Consider the following 18,120-nt stretch of genomic DNA (forward strand, 5'->3'; position numbering starts at 1 on the left):
TATTTTTGCGGCTACTATATCGCCATGCTAATGATAACAAGCTAATATTGACCAACGTGAACCGCAATATAACATGAAAGGATAGACAATGACGCTGTTGTTACAGTTGCTAGCAGGTTTTGTGGTTTTTGCAACTTTTTGGGCAACCATCCCTAGGTTTGAATGGTGGTTTAGGGTTGCTGATTTTCCCAGAAATCAATTGATTTTTTTGGGGGTGGTGGCGCTCATTGGCTTACTTTGCCTGGGCGCTTTTGACAGTCGTTGGCAGATGGGATTGATTTTACTGCTGCTTATTGCGCTGGCTATGCAAGCGTACATGGTGTTGCCATATACGTTTTTGTGGAAGAAACAAGTGCAAACGGCAAAGCCAAAGTCACGCGATTATCAAGTGAAATTGTTGGTTGCCAATGTGTTGACGACCAATCCAAATAAACAAGCTTTAATTGACCTTATCCATACCCATCAACCTGATATTGTATTGACGCTCGAAACTGACCAAGCTTGGCAAGACGCTTTAAGCCCAATCGAAGCTGACTATCCATTTAACGTCAAAGTGCCACTCGATAACTTGTATGGTATGCATTTGTACTCAAAGCTTGAGCTTATCAATCCCCAAGTAAGATATCTGGTGGTTGATGATATTCCATCGATTCATACCCAAGTTCGCCTAGCCATGGGAAAAGTTGTTTGGCTATACTGCTTGCACCCCATGCCACCGAGTCCAACCGAAGCGGATAAATCGGTGACACGGGATGCTGAGCTATTAATGGTAGGCAAACACATCAACGCCAACGATTTGACGGTGATTGTTGCAGGTGATCTCAACGATGTGGCGTGGTCGCATACCACACGCATGTTCCAGCGTATCTCAGGCCTACTAGACCCTCGCATTGGGCGTAAATTCATCAATACCTTTCATGCCAGTTACCCATTTTTGCGCTGGGCGCTTGACCATGTTTTTCACAGCAATCACTTCACACTGGTATCGATGGCGCGTATGCCGAACATTGGCTCCGACCATTTTCCCGTGCTCACTACTTTACAATATGAGCCTGAAGTCATGGATGAGCAGCCTGAACCTTTGCCAAGCATCGCCGATCACCAAGAGGCAAAAGAAACCATTAAAGAAGGGATCAAAGAAGGCGAAAAACTATCGGAAGCTCAGAGTGATAGCGCTAGTGATGCTAGCAAATTATTGAAAGGCGCATTAGAAAGCTAGCAGCGGGCAAGTTAAAACCCCATGTAAGCATTTGCTTACAACAGATTCCGCCTTTTGCGGCTAGTAACCAACCGTGCAACAAACTACAATGAACTCATCAACACAAGGATGATACCAAGGAATGGTAGTGTTGAGACGCTCAGGATGAGTAATATCATGGAAAGCCAATAATAATAACATAGTTGACATGAAGTGCCCTAAAACCCAAGTCTATTGCCCTAAGACTTGGGTTTTATCTTTTTTGGTACTTATCAATTATAATCTAGTATAGTCTAGCTACCTTGTTTTGGCTACTTAAATACAAATGCTGCAAGGCTCGTGGCGGTGTTTATTTTCATGGGCCGCAAATAATCGCTGTCAATAGTCCTAGTCACCAAATATTAGCCACCAAATAATAGCCACCAAGTAATAGTCACCAAATAGTCGAAGTTTTTTAAAATAATCTTTGCTAAAATATCCGCACTTTTTAATCAAAGCTGACGGACAATGATGATGAACCAGTCTGAAATTCTTGAAGACTCACCTAAACAAGCCCCTAATAAATTTGCCCATCCAAATAATGATAGCCAATTTTTGATTGCCCCTTCGATTTTGTCGGCAGATTTTGCCCGTCTGGGCGAGGAGGTCGAGAAGGTTATCGCCGCAGGTGCAGACGTGGTGCATTTTGACGTGATGGATAATCATTATGTCCCAAATTTGACCTTTGGTAGCATGATTTGTCAGGCGCTGCGTGATTATGGGGTAACTGCGCCGATAGATGTGCATTTGATGGTGTCACCGGTTGATAGTATGATTGAGCAGTTCTTAAAAGCCGGCGCTAGCATCATTACCTTTCACCCAGAAGCCACGCAACATGTCGATCGCTCTTTACAACTCATCAAAGATGGCGGCGCTGACTGTGGATTGGTGCTCAATCCTGCCACGCCGCTCCACTATCTAGACTATGTGATGGATAAAGTTGACCAGATTTTATTGATGAGTGTCAACCCAGGGTTTGGTGGGCAAGCATTTATTGATGGCACCCTCAAAAAAATTGAAGCAGTGCGCGAAATGATTAGGCTATCGGGTCGCAATATTCGCCTTGAAGTCGATGGCGGTATCAAAGCCAGTAATATTCGTGCGGTTGCCGAAGCAGGGGCTGATATGTTTGTCGCAGGTTCAGCGATATTTAATCAACCTGATTATCGCCAAGCGATTGACGCGATGCGTGCCGAACTGGCTTTGGTCGGTAGCGTGCCAGCGTAAATGCGCCACAAGCAATGATACACAAGGAAATTGGTATGGACGTTCAATCCCCGTCTTTAGTACCCAAAGGTCTGACAATTGGGCTGGCAATATTTGCGGTGTTGCTAGGGTTGGCAGGTTTTGGGTTTAGGTTGATGTTTGGCGATAGTTTATCATCAATGCTGCCCTCACTGGTAAGTACCATTGCGATTTTTTGGCTAGGTATTCCACTGGCTTTTGTCGTGGGCTCAAAGGTGTTAAATCGCTACTCAGGGCGTGCACCGATTCAAAATCGCAATGCATTAACCTTGGGTTTGTTATTTAGCTGTGTGGCGATGCTATGGATGATGGCGGCATATTCGTAGAAGTTTGTTCGGCGAGTCGGCACCCATCAAGAGATTGATGCTACACATAACGTTAGTACCCAATAATTATTTAGGAATTTATTGAATGGCATTGCCACATTATACTAAGCAAGAATTATCGATTTATCCCAGCAATCTTCCAAAAGGCTTAATCAACACACTGATAGTTGCTTGCTTGCTGTTAGGGTTGGCGGCTTTACGCAGTAGCAAGGGAATGCAAGGCTGGCTCAATGTCATCGAAAATTGGGTGTTTATGCTATTGTGGATTCCGCTTGCCGTCACACTTTGCGCATTACCTTTTAAGTTACGGGATGACAGTTTTGAGCTTAAATTGGCGTATTATCTTGGCATGTTTGTGGCATTTTTATTTGAAATTAATAAACTTCGCTATTGGCATACCATGTAAACATGACGATTTAGGGTAACACAGTTAATAGCTAAAAGTTTTGGGCAATACTTTTTTTTGACCGATGAATTTTTAGGCTTAGCCAACGCTAACATGCTTGAATTTTTAAACAGTTGCATTCACAGTAATGCTATATTTGCTTTTTCTTTTTATAGGCAGGCTGTTATTGATAGACAAGCTGTTAGGGCGTATAGATGAATATTTTGCTCGGTATATTGCTGGCTATGTTGATAAGCTTTTTGGTGTATCGATGGATAAGGCTGGCTTGGTATAAACTACATGACATGGCAGGTATTGAGGTCGGTCTGTCTCAATATTCTGTGCCGCCCACAGCATCACTGGCAAAACCAGAAACCATGCGCTTGGCGTACCAATCAACCCTGCCAATTCCCAATACCTTTGGTAGTGATAGCCGTTTTGAGTTGATGCCACGTGCTAGCAAACATGCGCGCGACAAAAAATGGTTCAAAGTAAAAACTCAACAATCGCGATTATCCTCACCTTCGATTTTAGGTATTGATGGCGCGTCAATTGAACGTATGCCAACAGCTGCCGTAATGCTGCTTGATACCATCCATGACAAACTCATTCGTTATCAAGCGTGGCAACGCGACCAAAATCAGTCAGCCAATCAACCAGACCATCCGCAAACCCAATGGTTGACTGAAAATAAGTTTGTGGTCAACCGCTTGATTGAGCAGACGATTCCTGAAGCAGTACACCAGTATGACCAAATTGCCAAATATCATCCCAGTCAGCTCAATCAAAAAATTCAAGGTGAGATGACCGCAGGCGAGATGCTCATTGAGGTATTGGCTCGGGTCAATCTGCAATTAGATGAATTGCTCAATGAGATGTTTCATGAAGTCAGCCAGCAATTTGCGTCAACTTACCGCTATGTCAAAAATCGCACGTAGTCAATGGTAGATTAACATTGGTACATTAACATAAAAAAAGCGTATCAAATGGATACGCTTTTTTTGTAAATTTTATAGCGGTTAGCTACTTCTTTTTTCTTTATCGCGGCGTAAGTGATGACCGCCGCGGCGCGCTTTTAGCGGTTTTTTCTCAAAGCGTTCTTGGCGGCGTTTGGCAATGCCGTAAAGCCCTGTACCTTGGCGCGGGCGAATGTTGACAAGTCCTGCTAAGGTGTCAATCTCACGGCGATCTAACTCAAGATAACGACCCGTGCGAAGTTCCCTTGGGAGACTGACAGAGCCGTAACGGATACGCAGTAATCGGCTTACTTTTAAGCCTTGCGATTCAAATAAGCGGCGTACTTCACGATTGCGACCTTCTTTAAGTTTGACTTGGTACCATTTGTTGATACCTTCACCGCCTTTTTCAACGATGTCATCAAACTGTGCCATACCATCTTCTAGCATGACACCACGTTTGAGATTTAAGATAATCTCAGGGGTGACTTCGCCCATCACACGCACCGCATATTCGCGTTCTATTTCATTTGATGGGTGCATCAGACGGTGAGCCAGTTCACCATCATTGGTAAATAGCAATAAACCTGTTGAGTTGATGTCCAACCGACCCACCATTACCCAGCGGTCATGGTTCAGTGGTGGCAGGCGCTCAAACACTGTAGGACGACCTTCTGGGTCATGGGCTGAGCAAATTTCACCTTCTGGCTTGTAATACATCAAGATACGGCGGCGTTTTTCGTTTTCTGCGGTATAACGTAGCAAACGTCCATCGACTCGGATTTCATCGCCCTGTCCGACACGGTCACCAATGGTAGCGACAGTGCCGTTAACACTGACGCGACCTTCGCGAATCACATCTTCCATTTGGCGGCGCGAACCTAAGCCTAGACGGGCGAGGGCTTTTTGCAGTTTTTCGTCTTTCATTCAATAATCCTTTAATAGGTAGCAACATTTCACAATGTTGTGCTAGCATGAAACTTCATGCTTGTGCCTATTGTAGGACAAGCGATGATTGAATGCTAGTATAAAGTCATGTGGCTAAATTTTAACCAGTATTTTAACCAAAAATTTAACATAAATAATGTCACATTGTAAAAATTATTTTACGTTATAATTATCGACATAAGTGAATCAATACAACTATAAGGAATAATAACAATGAAAGGGCAAATAGCCAATTTCTCGCCGCAACATGGTCAAGGTATCATCATGGCGGAGGACGGAAAAAATTACCCATTTACTAGCCAACAATGGCAACAAGCCACGGCACCGATGGCAGGACAACAAGTAGAATTTAGTGTTGATGCGCAGGGTTATGCAGTGGCAGTTGTCGGTCTTGCCGCAGGCAATGCAATCAATCTGAACAAACCGATAGATAGCACGATTGCGCCCATCCCTCACGGCTATACAGACACCCCTACAACTGCCAACTATGGTCAAGTTACTCCCACAGCGGGCATGAATGCCGTCAATCCAGCATGGGCGATTGAAGAAAATTATGGCTTTTTTGATTGGGTTAAAAAAAGTCTCAGCAATTATGCCAATTTTAAAGGGCGCGCTAGACGTAAAGAATATTGGTATTTTTATTTGGCGTGGGTCATGTTGTATCTGGGTGGGGCAATCATTGATTATATGATTGGTACCGATGGCATTGTGGCGGGGCTTATTTCTTTGGCGTTGGTGATTCCCAATATCGCAGTAGCTGTTCGCCGTTTACATGATGTTAATAAATCAGGCTGGTGGATGCTGATTGCCTTTATTCCCATTATTGGCGGGATTATGCTGTTGGTGTGGTATTGCACAGATACCAAGCCAAATGTCAACCAGTGGGGCGTCCCTGCTCGCCGCTTGCCTTAATGCATTCTTGATGCAGGGTCTTTAAACAAGGTCTTTAAGAAGCTGCCCAGTCGGCAGCTTTTTTATAGCTCAAGCTGTTGCACATCAGCTAGCTTTGGTAAATCTTGCAAACTTTTAAGCCCAAAGGCGGCTAAAAACGCTGTGGTGGTATGCAGTAGTGCAGGACGTCCCAGCGTATCGCGAAAGCCTTGCTCAATAATCCAACCTTTATCGAATAGTTGCCGTAAGATATTGCTCGATACAGTCACGCCACGAATTTGTTCAATATCACCACGCGTCACCGGTTGTTTGTAAGCAATCACACTTAACGTCTCTAATAACGCTTGGCTTAAGGTTTCTTGACGCTGGGGAAAAACTTGCTGAATAAGTGGGCTAAAGTCATTGGCGATTTGCAATCGGTAGCCGCTCGCGGTATCCGCTAAGGTTAACGCGCCTTGTGATAGCCGCTGCTGCAAGACCGTGAGTGCCATGCTCAGTTGGTTTGGATTAATCGATAGCCAGTGACATAGCTGTTTGGCAGTAATCGGGGTTTCTGAAGCATGTAAAATCGCTTCGATAGATTTGCTATGCTGCTGGGCAAGCTGATGTTGTTGGTTAAAATCGGTCATGACGACGCCCATATCAAGGTTAGTTCGCTTACATCGGAAGCGTTGTCATCCTCTTGTGCGACAAACTTTAGCATCCGCTGTTTGGCTAATTCTAAAATGGCGACAAAACTCACCACCACACCCAGTTTGCCTTGTGATTTATCTAATATATCGTGGAAAGTGCCTTGACCACGACTTGCCAACATACGGCTAATACTTGCCATACGCTCTGCCAAAGGTACGATATCAGCTTTGATATGGTGCATTTGGTAATCGGGTTTTAGCTGCATTTTGATTAAGCTGTCGGCAAGCATGGTGGCAGGATAGGGTGCAATCTCTTTGGCTAATATATCAGGGCTTGGCAAACTGGCGTATGCCAAAAACACATCGCGCTCAAGCCGCATTAACGCATCGATACGCTGACTGGCGTGTTTGATTTGGGCGTATTGTTCAAGTCTGTCAATCAGCTGCTTGGTGGGGTTTTTTTCATCCTCTGGCCGTTGCGGGCTCGGTAGTAACAATTCGCTTTTGATAGCAATTAAGGTACTTGCCATCAGCAAATAATCGCCTGCCAACTCAAAATGATTGTTATCCAATTCCTCAATATAAGTCAGGTACTGCTCGGTAATCGGCAAAATCGCTGTGGTGGTGATATCAAAGTTATTTTTTTTGACTAAGTACAACAAAAAATCCAGCGGACCTTCAAACTGCTCTAGCCAAATGGCAAAGGCTTCGGGCGGAATATAAAGGTCTTCTGGCAGACTTTGAACAGGCGTCTCAAAAATTCGAATGGCTAAATTGGTCACTACTGTCGAACCGCCACGAACAATCCTGCCCCAATTGATAGGGTAGAGCACAGATAGTTGCTGTCCTGTTCAAAGGCTGACAAAAACGCTGCTACTTCATCGGCATGAGAAATCACATTATCGACAATCAGCATATCGCCAAAGGTCAGCAATCGCTTAAAATCGGCCACATAGTCACCATAAAACCTACGCTCTGCATCCAAGAAAATCACATCAAAATGGGCGGTTGACTGACGTAAAAAATCCTTCGCATCGACTTGTTGTAGCGTGATATTGTGGTCAAACTGCAAGGTACGCAGGTGGTTGCGAGCAGTTAGTAATCGCCACTCATCGATATCAATCGAGGTCAATGTGGCAGTATCCTCGGTATTGGTGCGATTGATTTGGGCTAACGCATAGCCTAACCATAGGGTAGAATAGCCCGTTGATGTACCGATTTCTAATATATTTTTAGCCCGTTTACTGATAACCAGACTGGCAAGAAACTCGGCTGAATCAGGCTCAAGGTGGCGATGTCGGTTGAGACGGTTGGGCTGCGCATCGTCAAAGGCTTTATCGGTTTGATAAAGCCTATCGGTATAGGCTTTAAAGTGTGCAAATGACATGAGTGGCTCGTTATTTTTTGAGTTTGGCAAGAGGTTTAATACCAATGGCTTTTCGTACTTTTTCAAGGCGTTTGCGCGCATCACGGCGGGCTTTTTCTGCGCCCATTTGTAGGATTTCTTCCAATTCTTTTGGATTCGCCATCAATTCATTGTAACGAGCACGGAAAGGGGCAATTTCGCTGTTAATTTTTTCAAACAACACTTCTTTGGCATCCCCCCAACCGATACCTTGCTCAAAACGTTGACGCAGTAGTTGTTGTTCTTCCGCGCTAGCGAATGCACGATAAATCTCAAAAATCGTGGATTCATCGGGGTTTTTGGGTTCTTCTGGCAACTGTGAATTGGTGACAATACGCATGATGGCTTTTCGCAGCGCTTTTTCACCGTCTACTTGCGACTGATTTGATGAAGGGTCGCCAAATAACGGAATGGTATTGCCATAGCTTTTTGACATTTTACGACCATCAAGCCCCGTCAGTAGCGGCGTGTCATCATCTACCATCGCTTCGGGCAATACAAAAAGCGGTTTTTCTGGGTCACAATAGCGAAAATTAAAGGTACCTGCGATATCACGTGCCATCTCGATATGCTGGATTTGGTCTTTCCCCACAGGGACATGGGTGGCATTAAACATCAAAATATCCGCGGCCATTAGCACAGGATAACTAAATAATCCCATCGAAATGCCATAATCAGGGTCAGTGTCTGGCGTTTCACGGTTAGCATCTACGGCGGCTTTGTAGGCGTGCGCACGGTTCATCAAACCTTTAGCACAGTTACAGTTGAGCACCCAAGTTAGCTCCGGAATTTCGATAATGTCCGACTGGCGGTAAAACACCACGCGCTCAGGGTCGAGACCACACGCAAGCCACGTAGCGGCAATTGCCTTGGTCGAGGCATGAATCGCCTCAGGGTCATGGCATTTGATGAGTGCGTGCAAATCCGCCAAGAAAAAATAAGCGTCGCTTTCTCCCGTACTTGCGCCTTGTATCGCCGATTGTATCGCTGGACGAATGGCACCGACATAGTTGCCAAGATGGGGAATACCACTGGTGGTAATACCGGTTAAAATGCGGCGCGGCGCGGCTATTTTATCATTCATATTCAAAATTCCAAACAAAAGCAAAAAAAGTACAAAATAGGCAAAAAAATTGTCCGTTAGTATAGCGGGTTTTGACTACAAATTCATGCTAAAAATTGGCTGAGCCCCATGAGCCAAATGAGCAAAATTAGCGGTAATAGCGGATACCAGTAGGCTGAGTTTTATAGCGCCGATGAAACCACATGTATTGGGTCGGGTCGATACGGATATAATTTTCTAATAGCTGATTGATGCGATTGGCATCCGCTAATTCATCTTCGGTTGGGTAGTTCTCAATGACAGGCGAGAAGATGATGTGATAATGCGGTTTGCGACCTTTTGGCATCTCATCCGGGGTTTCCCGATAAAAATGCAATATCATTACGGCAGGCGGATTGGCTTTATTGCCCAGTTTTGCCATACGACGTGGTGCAGTCAAAGTGGCAGCGGGCACCCCAAAAAAGTCTGCCATCACGCCTTGTTTAAGCCCAAAATCTTGGTCGGGGGTGATCCATACCACATGGTTGTCTTTAAGATTTTTGGCAAAATGGCGCATATCGCGATGACTGATTTGGTCGCTATAAACCTTTGAGCGAGCATTAAAAATAAACCAATCAAGCAGCGCATTGTTTTGCGGTCGATACACCACATCCAGCGGGGTAAACATGGTGGTCAGCCGTCCACCCAAATCGAGCAAAGTTGAATGGATACCGAGTAAAATCACCGCTTTACCTTGCGATTGGGCGTTTTTGACATGTTGCAGCCCTGATACAGTGACGCAGCGGGTAAATACATCCGGTCGATACCACGCACACAGACTCTCAAACACACCCACACCGGCATTGATAAAAATCTTCTCTGCCATCTCTAAACGCTGATCTTCGCTGAGCTCTGGAAACGCCAATGACAAATTGGTCAAAGTATCGGCTCGGCGGCTTTTAATTAGTCCAAATAACAATTTTCCCAAAAAATGACCGATTTTAAATTGATAGCGCAACGGCAAATAAATCAATGGCAAAATTAGCGCGACCCCAAGCCAAATCCCCCAATATTGCGGCAACAAAAACTGCCACTGAAAAGGCTTACGCGCTGTACGGGTCGCTGATTGCAGTTTTTGTAACTCGCTCACCTTTGGCATGCCTTCAAGTGTTACGGTTGACTGATGCAGCAGATTGGCATCGGCATTACTGGCACTATCATTACTGGCAGTATCAACCGGAGTCATTTTGGCTGCTGGGTCAAACATTTGAGGCTTATGATTTTGGGTTGGTTTCATAGGGTATGTTTCATTAAAAAAAGCATAAAAATACATAAAAAATGCAAAAATAAATGCTGTAGCAGCGACTTGGTCGATTAAGTTTGTAAAACTGGTCAAAAAATATAGGCTAAAATATACAGGCTTTTAAGCTGATTGGCTCATTATACCAAACAACGACGCAGGCTAAAGCCAGTAAATTTGGTATATATTGGGTAACAGTGATACTTTCAATGACGAAAGACCACCAATCCATGTTACAATTTGCAAAATATTACAAAAAAGAAGCAATAATGCTTTAACGTAATTACATGTTAATTTAGTTCAGTTGAAGATAATTGCTTTTATCTCTACCCCAGGATGACCTTATATAAAAAGGAGTTGACATGCAGACAAATTCCGCAATGACAAGTAACTCCCCCATGCTATCAAAGATAGTGTGGTTACTTGTTGCAATTATTGGCGCAGTGGCGTTAGGGACAATCGCCTTGCACCGCGGCGAAAGTATCAATGCGGTGTGGCTCGTCGCCGCTGCCGTGTGTTCGTATAGCATTGCTTATCGCTACTATAGTCTATTTATCGCCAAAAAAGTCTTTGAACTCAATCCCCGCCGCGTGACACCGGCTCATCGCCTAAAAGATGGCTTAGATTATGTTCCTACCAATAAATATGTCTTATTTGGTCACCACTTTGCTGCGATTGCTGGGGCAGGTCCTTTAGTCGGTCCTATCTTAGCGGCACAAATGGGTTATTTGCCAGGTACGCTATGGCTCATCATTGGGGTGGTATTCGCAGGTGCGGTACAAGATTTTACTGTACTATTTATCTCGACCCGCCGTGATGGCAAATCACTGGGTGAAATGGCAAAAGACGAGCTGGGTACTTTTACGGGTATTACGGTGATGCTCGGTGCACTCGGCGTGATGGTCATTATTCTTGCAGTACTGGCACTGGTGGTGGTCAAGGCGCTAGCGCACAGTCCTTGGGGACTATTTACCATCGCGGCAACGATTCCAATCGCGCTACTGATGGGCATCTATATGCGCTATCTACGCCCAGGTAAAATCATGGAAGTGTCGATCATCGGCTTTGTGTTGATGATGGCGGCGATTGTATTTGGTGGCGATATTGCCAAAGACCCTGCGATGGCTGAATTGTTTACCTTGACAGGTACCCAGCTGACTTGGGCTTTGATGATTTATGGTGTGGTAGCATCGGTATTGCCTGTGTGGCTGCTGCTTGCGCCGCGTGATTATTTATCAACTTTTTTAAAAATAGGGGTGATTGTAGGTTTGGCACTGGCGATTGTCTTTACCATGCCAGAGTTAAAAATGCCCGCGGTTACCAAATTTATCGATGGTACAGGTCCCGTATTTAAAGGCGGGTTATTTCCGTTCTTGTTTATTACCATTGCTTGTGGTGCTATCTCTGGTTTTCACGCGTTGGTATCGAGTGGTACGACCCCAAAACTTGTGGATAATGAAGTAGATACTCGCGCCATTGGTTACGGTGGTATGCTCATGGAGTCAATGGTTGGTATCATGGCAATGATCTGTGCGACCATTCTTGACCCTGGTATGTACTTTGCGATTAATGCCCCAGCAGCGCTTTTAGGTACAACACCAGAGACAGCGGCAGCCGCTATCCAAAAATTGGGGTTTGTAATTACCCCCGATGCGCTTACAACGCTAGCGCAGCAAGTGGGTGAGAGCTCCATTATCTCACGGACAGGCGGTGCGCCGACCTTTGCAATTGGGATGGCGCATATCCTATCGTCTATCTTTGGTAGTACCGCGATGATGGGGTTTTGGTATCACTTTGCGATTTTATTTGAAGCCTTGTTTATTTTGACTGCAGTCGATGCAGGGACGCGTGCTTGTCGTTTTATGGTACAAGACACAATTGGCATCGTGGTGCCGTCGGTACGTGGCTCAACCAATCTCGGCGTGCATTTGCTTGCGACTTTGATTGCAGTAGCCGCTTGGGGCTTCTTTGTCTACCAAGGTGTGATTGATCCTCTTGGGGGCATTAACTCATTGTGGCCGCTATTTGGCATCGGTAACCAAATCTTGGCAGCGATGGCATTGACCCTAGGCACTGCAGTTTTATTTAAAATGAAAAAACAAAATTATGCTTGGGTCACTGTGGCACCCACGGTTTTCTTATTGATTACCTGTCTGACAGCGGGTTGGCAAAAAATCTTCCATGAAAATCCAGCGATTGGTTTCTTGGCGCAAGCGCACAAATACAGCGCCGCGATTGCCAAAGGTGAAGTGTTAAAACCTGCCAAGACCTTGGATGAGATGCAAACCATCGTATTCTCAAACTATGTGGATGCCGTGCTTTGTGGCTTCTTTATGATTGTCATGATTGTGATGATTTTCGGTACCATTCGCGCATTAAGAAAAGCTTTGGCAAGTGATAAACCTACCGTGGTCGAAGGTGAGGCGATTTATGAAGATCCAAAACCCTTGAATATTTCTGCACCGCATTAGTGAAAAATTACCAGCAATTGCACTTATATTTGTGCAATTGCTTGGATTTCACCAAAACCATGCTGGGCAGATAGAAGGAGAGTCACATGAGTAATAACGCGTTAATCGCTAACTTGATTAAAATGACCTTGAAGGCGCAAAAGGAGGTAATTTTTAGCCCAAAAAATATTACCCGCCTAATCACGCTAGTCAAACGGATGCAACAAAGCTTTCGTTTAATGGTCGGTGTCCCTGATTATGCGACCTACGTCAGCCATATGCAGGAGCAGCATCCTGACCTAGAGCCGATGGATGAAAAGACCTTTTTTCGCTACTGCGTCGATGCGCGCTACCCGAGTAATGGCGGTGGCATGAAGCGATGCCCTTGTTAATAAAACATTAAAAAAACAGTCTAAAATTAGGCTGTTTTTTTTATCAAAATTGAATTGTTAATTTTTGTAAAAATTGCCAATGATTGTCGGCAAAAATGACCCAAGATTTATACACAATCGCCCGTTGGCAGGTCTGGTGGCAGTGTGTATAGGCTCTCATATCATGCACCCTTAAGGCGGTTTATTGTTTCATTTTTCATGATTGCAAGTTGGCAGTCGCCCATGGATTTGGACATTGCATTCAGATACCGCTTTGCGATAGTTAAAGCTTCGCCATCATGTAAAATTTGCATATTTTAATTTTCGGGTTGGACTAAATTTAGATAAAGCTGATAATTTTCTGCATCAAAACAGACAAAGATAATGTCTTCAAATTCATTATTTTCGTTTTGCTTGACGAAATCTTTTACGGTGTTTACCGCAATTTGTGCGGCTTGTTGTTTTGGAAAACGATACACACCCGTTGAAATATTGGGAAAAGCAATGGTTTTAACGCCGTTTTGCTCAGCAAGTTTCAGCGATTCGGTGTAACAGCTTGCAAGTAGCGCTGACTCATTTGACTGTCCGCCATGCCAAACAGGTCCGACGGTGTGAATCACATATTTGGCGGGTAAATTCCCTGCAGGGGTAATCACGGCTTTGCCAGTAGGACAACCGCCTTGCTCATCATGAATCACTCGACAAGCCGCAAGCAGTGACGTGCCTGCTTTACGGTGAATAGCGCCATCAACCCCGCCGCCACCGAGCAATGAATTGTTGGCAGCGTTGACAATCGCATCAACAGCTAGGGTCGTAATATCTTGTTGTACGACACGGATTTGCATGCTTGTACTCCTTATGATTTTTAACATTTTAAATGTTCGTTTCTTTTGATGGTTTTTTTGGGTTATTTTTTTGTTTGCGAGTAGGATTCCTCGGCCAATTTTTCAAACCGCTCTTTGTCTTTATGGAGTTCATGTTTCGCGGTGGTCATATCGCTATCAAATAAGCTTTCGAGTTCTTGAATCGCCGATTGTGCTGAGGCAATCATCTCGGCTTCATCTTCATAGATGGCGCGCTGCCGTTCAATCAACGCGTCATCATAATCGCGGAACATTTGCACGGTTTTTCGGGCAGTTTGTGGTGCCATGCCCAATATTTCCAAGGTTTCGCGTGACATATCCAGCGAAGATAGGTAGGTTTCTCGCCAAATATACTTAACCCCCGCATCGCGCAAACGATAATAATGCTCACGGTTTTTGGCACGTGCCAAGATGGTCAAATGCGGATAATTGCGTACGGCATAATCGGCCACCGTTGCAGACAGCTCGATATCACCAATGGCAATAATAAAAACTTTGGCTCGTTGAAGCCCTGCTGCGCGTAGGATCTCGGGATTTTGGGGATTGCCATAGTATACTTGGTTACCAAATTTGCGGACGAAATCGACTTGGTTGGCAGATTTTTCAATCGCGGTAAATTCAATATTGTGCATGCGTAGCACTCGACCGATGATTTGCCCGACACGTCCAAAGCCTGCAATCACCACTGCGTGCTCATGGTTGGGTATTTTGTCGTATTCTTTACTGGGCTTAGCTTTGGCAAATATCGGATTGCCAATTTTTTCCAGTAACAAAAATGCCAGTGGCGTCATTGCCATTGAGACAGTCACCACAAGGTTTAGGATATTTTGTTGTTCACGGGTTAACAGATGCTGGGCGGTCGCCACGCTAAACAGTACAAACGCAAATTCCCCGCCTTGCGCTAGCGTCACCCCAAGACGGATACTACTTTCGTTTTTGTTGCCCATGAGCCGCGCAATGATTGTCAGCACCACAAATTTAATGAGCATCAGCAATACTGCCAAGCCAATGATGAGTAAGGGCTTGGCGACAATTAATTTGACGTTGGTGAGCATACCAACTGACATAAAAAACAGCCCAAGCAGCAGCCCCTTAAATGGCTCAATACTCGCCTCTAGCTCGTGGCGGTATTCGGAGTCAGCCAATAGCACCCCGGTTAAAAATGCCCCAAGTGCCATTGACAAGCCTATATAATTCATCAATAGCGACACACCCAGTACGATAAATAACGCCGTGGCGGTGAGCAGCTCGGTGGCGTTACTAGAAGCCACAAACTTAAAGAAAGGACGTACCACAAACCGACTGACAAATATCATGCCAGCAAAAATACTGATGACTTTGGCAAAATAAATCCAATCGTAATTTTGCTCTTGCGCGCCCGACAAAAATGGCAATGCGGCAAGTAAAGGAATAACCGCGATATCTTGAAACAATAAAATAGTAAAGGCTTGCTGACCATGCGTGGTGGCAAGCTGCTTTTTTTCACCCAATAACTGCAACACAAACGCCGTTGATGACAGCGCCAAGCCAAAACCGATGACAAAGCTATTTGATAGCCGAATATCTAAAAAATACCACGATAGCAGCATCAGCACCACGCCCGTGACAATCACCTGCAGCCCGCCTAACACAAAAATCTGTTGCCTAAGTGCCCAAAGCCGAGAGGGCTGTAGCTCTAAGCCAATAATAAATAACAGTAGTACTACCCCAAATTCAGAAAAATGCAGCAAGTCATCGGGGTTGCCCGCAACTTTCAAAAAACTTGGACCCAGCAATAAGCCTGTAAACAAATAACCCAATACCGTGGCGATACCAAAACGCTTTGCAAGCGGTATCAAAATCACTGCCGCACCCAAAAAGATAGTTGCATCAAGCATCATAGAACTATCAGCACTGGCAGCAAGCACAAACATACAAAACCTCAATTATTTTTAATTTTTGACAAAAATTTTCCAAACCCCGTTATCGGCAATCGCATTTTTATAGGCGTCATTGCGTTTTTTACGGGGAGTTTGCCGACTGTCCACCACTTTAAAGTCTGCTAAGGTTTGAATAACCAAACCTGTGCGATAAAAACGAATCCGTTCAGGCTCTAGCAATTCACCTTTGGGATTACGACAAAACACATAAGCGCGTAAATCAATAAATTCACGATGCGCCACCAGCCGCACGTCTTCGCCTTTGGCTAAGGCATTTTCCATCGCCATCAACTGGGCATCCTCATAAGGACCGCATTTTTCAACCAGTGCACCCACCGAGCCAAAATTTTTGGATTCCTTGGCTTTGGTACGAGTCAAATGCAGTTTTTGCACATGATAAATAAACTGCGGTATCTCAAGGCTTGCGGGTAATGGCAGATAATCAGGCGGCAATCCTGCCGAAGGATAAAACCCTTTGGCGCGGTCAATCAAAGCTTGCCAGGTTTGCTCATAGCTTTGCACCTCTGCCAAATTGCCTGCATAAATAGGCAAATCTTGAATTTGGGTGAGATAGGGCGGCGGAAAAAAATTATCCCGAAACTGGGCAATATCGGCTTGCAAGGTGGAGAGCAATAACTTGACCTGTTTTTTATGCGCCTTTTCATCAACCAGCAATGCTGAGGGATTGCTATTATCTGAGTTGTCTGAGCCATCAGATTGGGTGAGATGCAAGTTGGGTGCCACGAAAGGTGCAGAACGGTGTGTCATACGCGTTTACCTCCAGTAAGCTAATGATTTTTATATAGATTTAATAGAAACTTAAATAGATATTAAATACAGATGTTTAATTGTTTGGCAAACGTTTAGCAAGCGTTTAGCAAACAACGCTTGCCACAGCATGGTGCTGATTCATCCTAACATATTTAGCCTAAGTAATGCGCACAATTAAGCAATTAATCGTAAGAAAAGTTAAGCAAGCAAATAGCAAACACCACAAAACAAAAACTAAAAACGCTCAGCGGCAACATCGAGTTTTTGGCACCTTAGGTGAAAAGAGTCGGTTAGTGCGCGTGCGCATGGACAGGGGGCGTGCTGGCAATATCACAATTAAACTGCGCGGAGTGCGCATGCAAATCACTCTCAAATTGAATGGTACTGTGCCCAATGCCTAAATGCTGTAACTCGTGTTGTAAGTCTGATAATAGTGCATCAGTTTGCTGCAGGGTAAGCGAGCTTGGGACGATGATATGACAAGATAAACTATGTAAGCCGCTGGTAATCGTCCAGACATGTAAATCATGAATCGATAACACGTTTGGGTGGGCAGAGAGGGTGTTGATAATAACGCTTTGGTCAATATCATTGGGCGCGCCTTCCATCAAGATATGGGCGGCATTTTTGACGACAGCATAGCCACTGCGAACAATCAGTAGCGCCACCAAAATACTCACTGCCGCATCTGCCCACACCCAGCCAAACAGCATAATCACAATAGCAGCAATAATCGCAGCCACCGAGCCTAGCAAGTCACTTAATACATGTAAATAAGCGCTTTTCATATTTAGATTATCAGTATCACCACCGTGCATCAGTTTGGCGACCACCAAATTGACGATAAGCCCAATAGTACTGATAACTAGCATACCCGTGGTGGCGATTTGTGGCGGCTGCTGAAAACGCAGTACGGCTTCATAGATAATACCTGCACTGATAATCAGTAGCGTCAGACCATTGATGAGTGCAATCAAAATCTCAAAACGGCGATAGCCAAAAGTTTTATTGGAGGTAGCAGATTTTTTACCGATGATAAACGCAAACAAAGTCATGGCAAGTGACACTGCATCACTAAACATATGACCTGCATCTGATAACAACGCCAAACTGCCGGTAATATAACCGCCGATGACTTCAACAATCATATAGCTTGCAATGATGGCAAACGCTATCGTGACGATACGCTGATTATCCGTATGGCTGTGACTGTGACTGGGGCTGTGGTCAGCGTCATCATGGTGGTGATTGTTGCCATGACTATGCCCATTAGGGTGCGCGCCAGTGGGCTGCTTTGAATCTTGAAGCGGTTGTGAGGTCATTGTTATTTACTTACACTAATTAATGGTAAAAATTAGCTAAATTGTAGCCCAATCAGC

At 44.7% G+C, this 18,120-nt stretch carries 18 protein-coding genes and 1 pseudogene; 9 read left to right on the forward strand and 10 right to left on the reverse strand.

The features are described 5' to 3' along the window. Positions 1–88: 88 nt before the first annotated feature. The 5 genes from RT422_RS00825 to RT422_RS00845 all read left to right on the forward strand — a co-directional run bounded on the left by RT422_RS00825 (position 89) and on the right by RT422_RS00845 (position 4,131). Positions 89–1,219, forward strand: coding sequence for an endonuclease/exonuclease/phosphatase family protein (locus tag RT422_RS00825; protein WP_313420889.1), 1,131 nt, complete (start codon positions 89–91; stop codon positions 1,217–1,219). A gap of 492 nt (positions 1,220–1,711) precedes the next feature. Next, the gene (rpe, locus tag RT422_RS00830; RefSeq protein WP_282849179.1) at positions 1,712–2,464 is read left to right on the forward strand and encodes a ribulose-phosphate 3-epimerase; all 753 of its coding nucleotides are present in this window, start codon (positions 1,712–1,714) and stop codon (positions 2,462–2,464) included. A gap of 35 nt (positions 2,465–2,499) precedes the next feature. Continuing rightward, on the forward strand, positions 2,500–2,808 hold the full coding sequence (locus RT422_RS00835; protein ID WP_188875439.1) for a hypothetical protein: 309 nt from the start codon (positions 2,500–2,502) through the stop codon (positions 2,806–2,808). 85 nt (positions 2,809–2,893) lie between these two features. After that, positions 2,894–3,214: a hypothetical protein gene (locus RT422_RS00840; protein ID WP_007115494.1), complete on the forward strand. Its 321-nt coding sequence runs from the start codon at positions 2,894–2,896 to the stop codon at positions 3,212–3,214. Positions 3,215–3,408: 194 nt separating this feature from the next. After that, on the forward strand, positions 3,409–4,131 hold the full coding sequence (locus RT422_RS00845; RefSeq protein ID WP_313420891.1) for a hypothetical protein: 723 nt from the start codon (positions 3,409–3,411) through the stop codon (positions 4,129–4,131). Between the two features lie 81 nt (positions 4,132–4,212). On the opposite strand, the gene rluB is transcribed toward RT422_RS00845, so the two are convergent. After that, positions 4,213–5,076, reverse strand: a complete 864-nt coding sequence (rluB, locus tag RT422_RS00850; protein ID WP_036591148.1) for a 23S rRNA pseudouridine(2605) synthase RluB — start codon at positions 5,074–5,076, stop codon at positions 4,213–4,215. Positions 5,077–5,310: 234 nt separating this feature from the next. Between rluB and RT422_RS00855 the strand changes: the two genes are divergently transcribed. After that, positions 5,311–6,009 (forward strand): DUF805 domain-containing protein, encoded by a 699-nt coding sequence (locus RT422_RS00855; protein ID WP_313420893.1) that lies wholly within the window; start codon positions 5,311–5,313, stop codon positions 6,007–6,009. Between the two features lie 62 nt (positions 6,010–6,071). On the opposite strand, the gene scpB is transcribed toward RT422_RS00855, so the two are convergent. The 5 genes from scpB to RT422_RS00880 all read right to left on the reverse strand — a co-directional run bounded on the left by scpB (position 6,072) and on the right by RT422_RS00880 (position 10,226). After that, positions 6,072–6,617, reverse strand: coding sequence for an SMC-Scp complex subunit ScpB (gene scpB, locus RT422_RS00860; protein WP_313420896.1), 546 nt, complete (start codon positions 6,615–6,617; stop codon positions 6,072–6,074). Continuing rightward, positions 6,614–7,402: a segregation/condensation protein A gene (locus RT422_RS00865; protein WP_313421397.1), complete on the reverse strand. Its 789-nt coding sequence runs from the start codon at positions 7,400–7,402 to the stop codon at positions 6,614–6,616. Before RT422_RS00865 ends, scpB begins: the two co-directional genes overlap by 4 nt. Further along, complete coding sequence (locus RT422_RS00870; protein WP_313420899.1) at positions 7,402–8,007, reverse strand: class I SAM-dependent methyltransferase; 606 nt, start codon at positions 8,005–8,007, stop codon at positions 7,402–7,404. Before RT422_RS00870 ends, RT422_RS00865 begins: the two co-directional genes overlap by 1 nt. Positions 8,008–8,017: 10 nt before the next feature. Beyond that, positions 8,018–9,109 (reverse strand): tryptophan--tRNA ligase, encoded by a 1,092-nt coding sequence (trpS, locus tag RT422_RS00875; protein WP_313420902.1) that lies wholly within the window; start codon positions 9,107–9,109, stop codon positions 8,018–8,020. A gap of 127 nt (positions 9,110–9,236) precedes the next feature. Continuing rightward, the gene (locus RT422_RS00880; RefSeq protein WP_313421398.1) at positions 9,237–10,226 is read right to left on the reverse strand and encodes a lipid A biosynthesis acyltransferase; all 990 of its coding nucleotides are present in this window, start codon (positions 10,224–10,226) and stop codon (positions 9,237–9,239) included. 521 nt (positions 10,227–10,747) lie between these two features. On the opposite strand from RT422_RS00880, the gene RT422_RS00885 reads away from it, so the two are divergent. The 3 genes and pseudogenes from RT422_RS00885 to RT422_RS00895 all read left to right on the forward strand — a co-directional run. Next, positions 10,748–12,838, forward strand: a complete 2,091-nt coding sequence (locus RT422_RS00885) for a carbon starvation CstA family protein (protein ID WP_409520103.1) — start codon at positions 10,748–10,750, stop codon at positions 12,836–12,838. Between the two features lie 86 nt (positions 12,839–12,924). Beyond that, a complete protein-coding gene (locus tag RT422_RS00890; RefSeq protein WP_076774460.1) occupies positions 12,925–13,209 on the forward strand; it encodes a YbdD/YjiX family protein in 285 nt (94 codons plus the stop codon). Positions 13,210–13,294: 85 nt separating this feature from the next. Further along, positions 13,295–13,381: pseudogene (locus tag RT422_RS00895) on the forward strand (hypothetical protein); the annotation flags it as partial. Positions 13,382–13,505: 124 nt separating this feature from the next. On the opposite strand, the gene RT422_RS00900 reads toward RT422_RS00895, so the two are convergent. The 4 genes from RT422_RS00900 to RT422_RS00915 form a co-directional block, all read right to left on the reverse strand. Then, positions 13,506–14,033: an O-acetyl-ADP-ribose deacetylase gene (locus RT422_RS00900; protein ID WP_050324091.1), complete on the reverse strand. Its 528-nt coding sequence runs from the start codon at positions 14,031–14,033 to the stop codon at positions 13,506–13,508. A 62-nt stretch (positions 14,034–14,095) separates the two neighbouring features. Then, complete coding sequence (locus tag RT422_RS00905) at positions 14,096–15,964, reverse strand: monovalent cation:proton antiporter-2 (CPA2) family protein (RefSeq protein WP_313420907.1); 1,869 nt, start codon at positions 15,962–15,964, stop codon at positions 14,096–14,098. 18 nt (positions 15,965–15,982) lie between these two features. Then, on the reverse strand, positions 15,983–16,738 hold the full coding sequence (locus RT422_RS00910) for a hypothetical protein (protein WP_313420910.1): 756 nt from the start codon (positions 16,736–16,738) through the stop codon (positions 15,983–15,985). A gap of 293 nt (positions 16,739–17,031) precedes the next feature. Next, positions 17,032–18,063 (reverse strand): cation diffusion facilitator family transporter, encoded by a 1,032-nt coding sequence (locus RT422_RS00915; protein WP_313420912.1) that lies wholly within the window; start codon positions 18,061–18,063, stop codon positions 17,032–17,034. Positions 18,064–18,120: the final 57 nt, after the last annotated feature.

Origin of the sequence: Moraxella sp. CTOTU49803, assembly GCF_032097965.1 — a bacterium.
Classification (GTDB): domain Bacteria; phylum Pseudomonadota; class Gammaproteobacteria; order Pseudomonadales; family Moraxellaceae; genus Faucicola; species Faucicola tetraodonis.

Coding starts and splice junctions, on each gene's coding strand:
- RT422_RS00825 (WP_313420889.1), top strand. CDS start 89: ATGACGCTGTTGTTACAGTTGCTAGCAGGTTTTGTGGTTTTTGCAACT.
- rpe (WP_282849179.1), top strand. CDS start 1,712: ATGAACCAGTCTGAAATTCTTGAAGACTCACCTAAACAAGCCCCTAAT.
- RT422_RS00835 (WP_188875439.1), top strand. CDS start 2,500: ATGGACGTTCAATCCCCGTCTTTAGTACCCAAAGGTCTGACAATTGGG.
- RT422_RS00840 (WP_007115494.1), top strand. CDS start 2,894: ATGGCATTGCCACATTATACTAAGCAAGAATTATCGATTTATCCCAGC.
- RT422_RS00845 (WP_313420891.1), top strand. CDS start 3,409: ATGAATATTTTGCTCGGTATATTGCTGGCTATGTTGATAAGCTTTTTG.
- rluB (WP_036591148.1), bottom strand. CDS start 5,076: ATGAAAGACGAAAAACTGCAAAAAGCCCTCGCCCGTCTAGGCTTAGGT.
- RT422_RS00855 (WP_313420893.1), top strand. CDS start 5,311: ATGAAAGGGCAAATAGCCAATTTCTCGCCGCAACATGGTCAAGGTATC.
- scpB (WP_313420896.1), bottom strand. CDS start 6,617: ATGACCGATTTTAACCAACAACATCAGCTTGCCCAGCAGCATAGCAAA.
- RT422_RS00870 (WP_313420899.1), bottom strand. CDS start 8,007: ATGTCATTTGCACACTTTAAAGCCTATACCGATAGGCTTTATCAAACC.
- trpS (WP_313420902.1), bottom strand. CDS start 9,109: ATGAATGATAAAATAGCCGCGCCGCGCCGCATTTTAACCGGTATTACC.
- RT422_RS00880 (WP_313421398.1), bottom strand. CDS start 10,226: ATGCCAAAGGTGAGCGAGTTACAAAAACTGCAATCAGCGACCCGTACA.
- RT422_RS00885 (WP_409520103.1), top strand. CDS start 10,748: ATGACAAGTAACTCCCCCATGCTATCAAAGATAGTGTGGTTACTTGTT.
- RT422_RS00890 (WP_076774460.1), top strand. CDS start 12,925: ATGAGTAATAACGCGTTAATCGCTAACTTGATTAAAATGACCTTGAAG.
- RT422_RS00900 (WP_050324091.1), bottom strand. CDS start 14,033: ATGCAAATCCGTGTCGTACAACAAGATATTACGACCCTAGCTGTTGAT.
- RT422_RS00905 (WP_313420907.1), bottom strand. CDS start 15,964: ATGTTTGTGCTTGCTGCCAGTGCTGATAGTTCTATGATGCTTGATGCA.
- RT422_RS00910 (WP_313420910.1), bottom strand. CDS start 16,738: ATGACACACCGTTCTGCACCTTTCGTGGCACCCAACTTGCATCTCACC.
- RT422_RS00915 (WP_313420912.1), bottom strand. CDS start 18,063: ATGACCTCACAACCGCTTCAAGATTCAAAGCAGCCCACTGGCGCGCAC.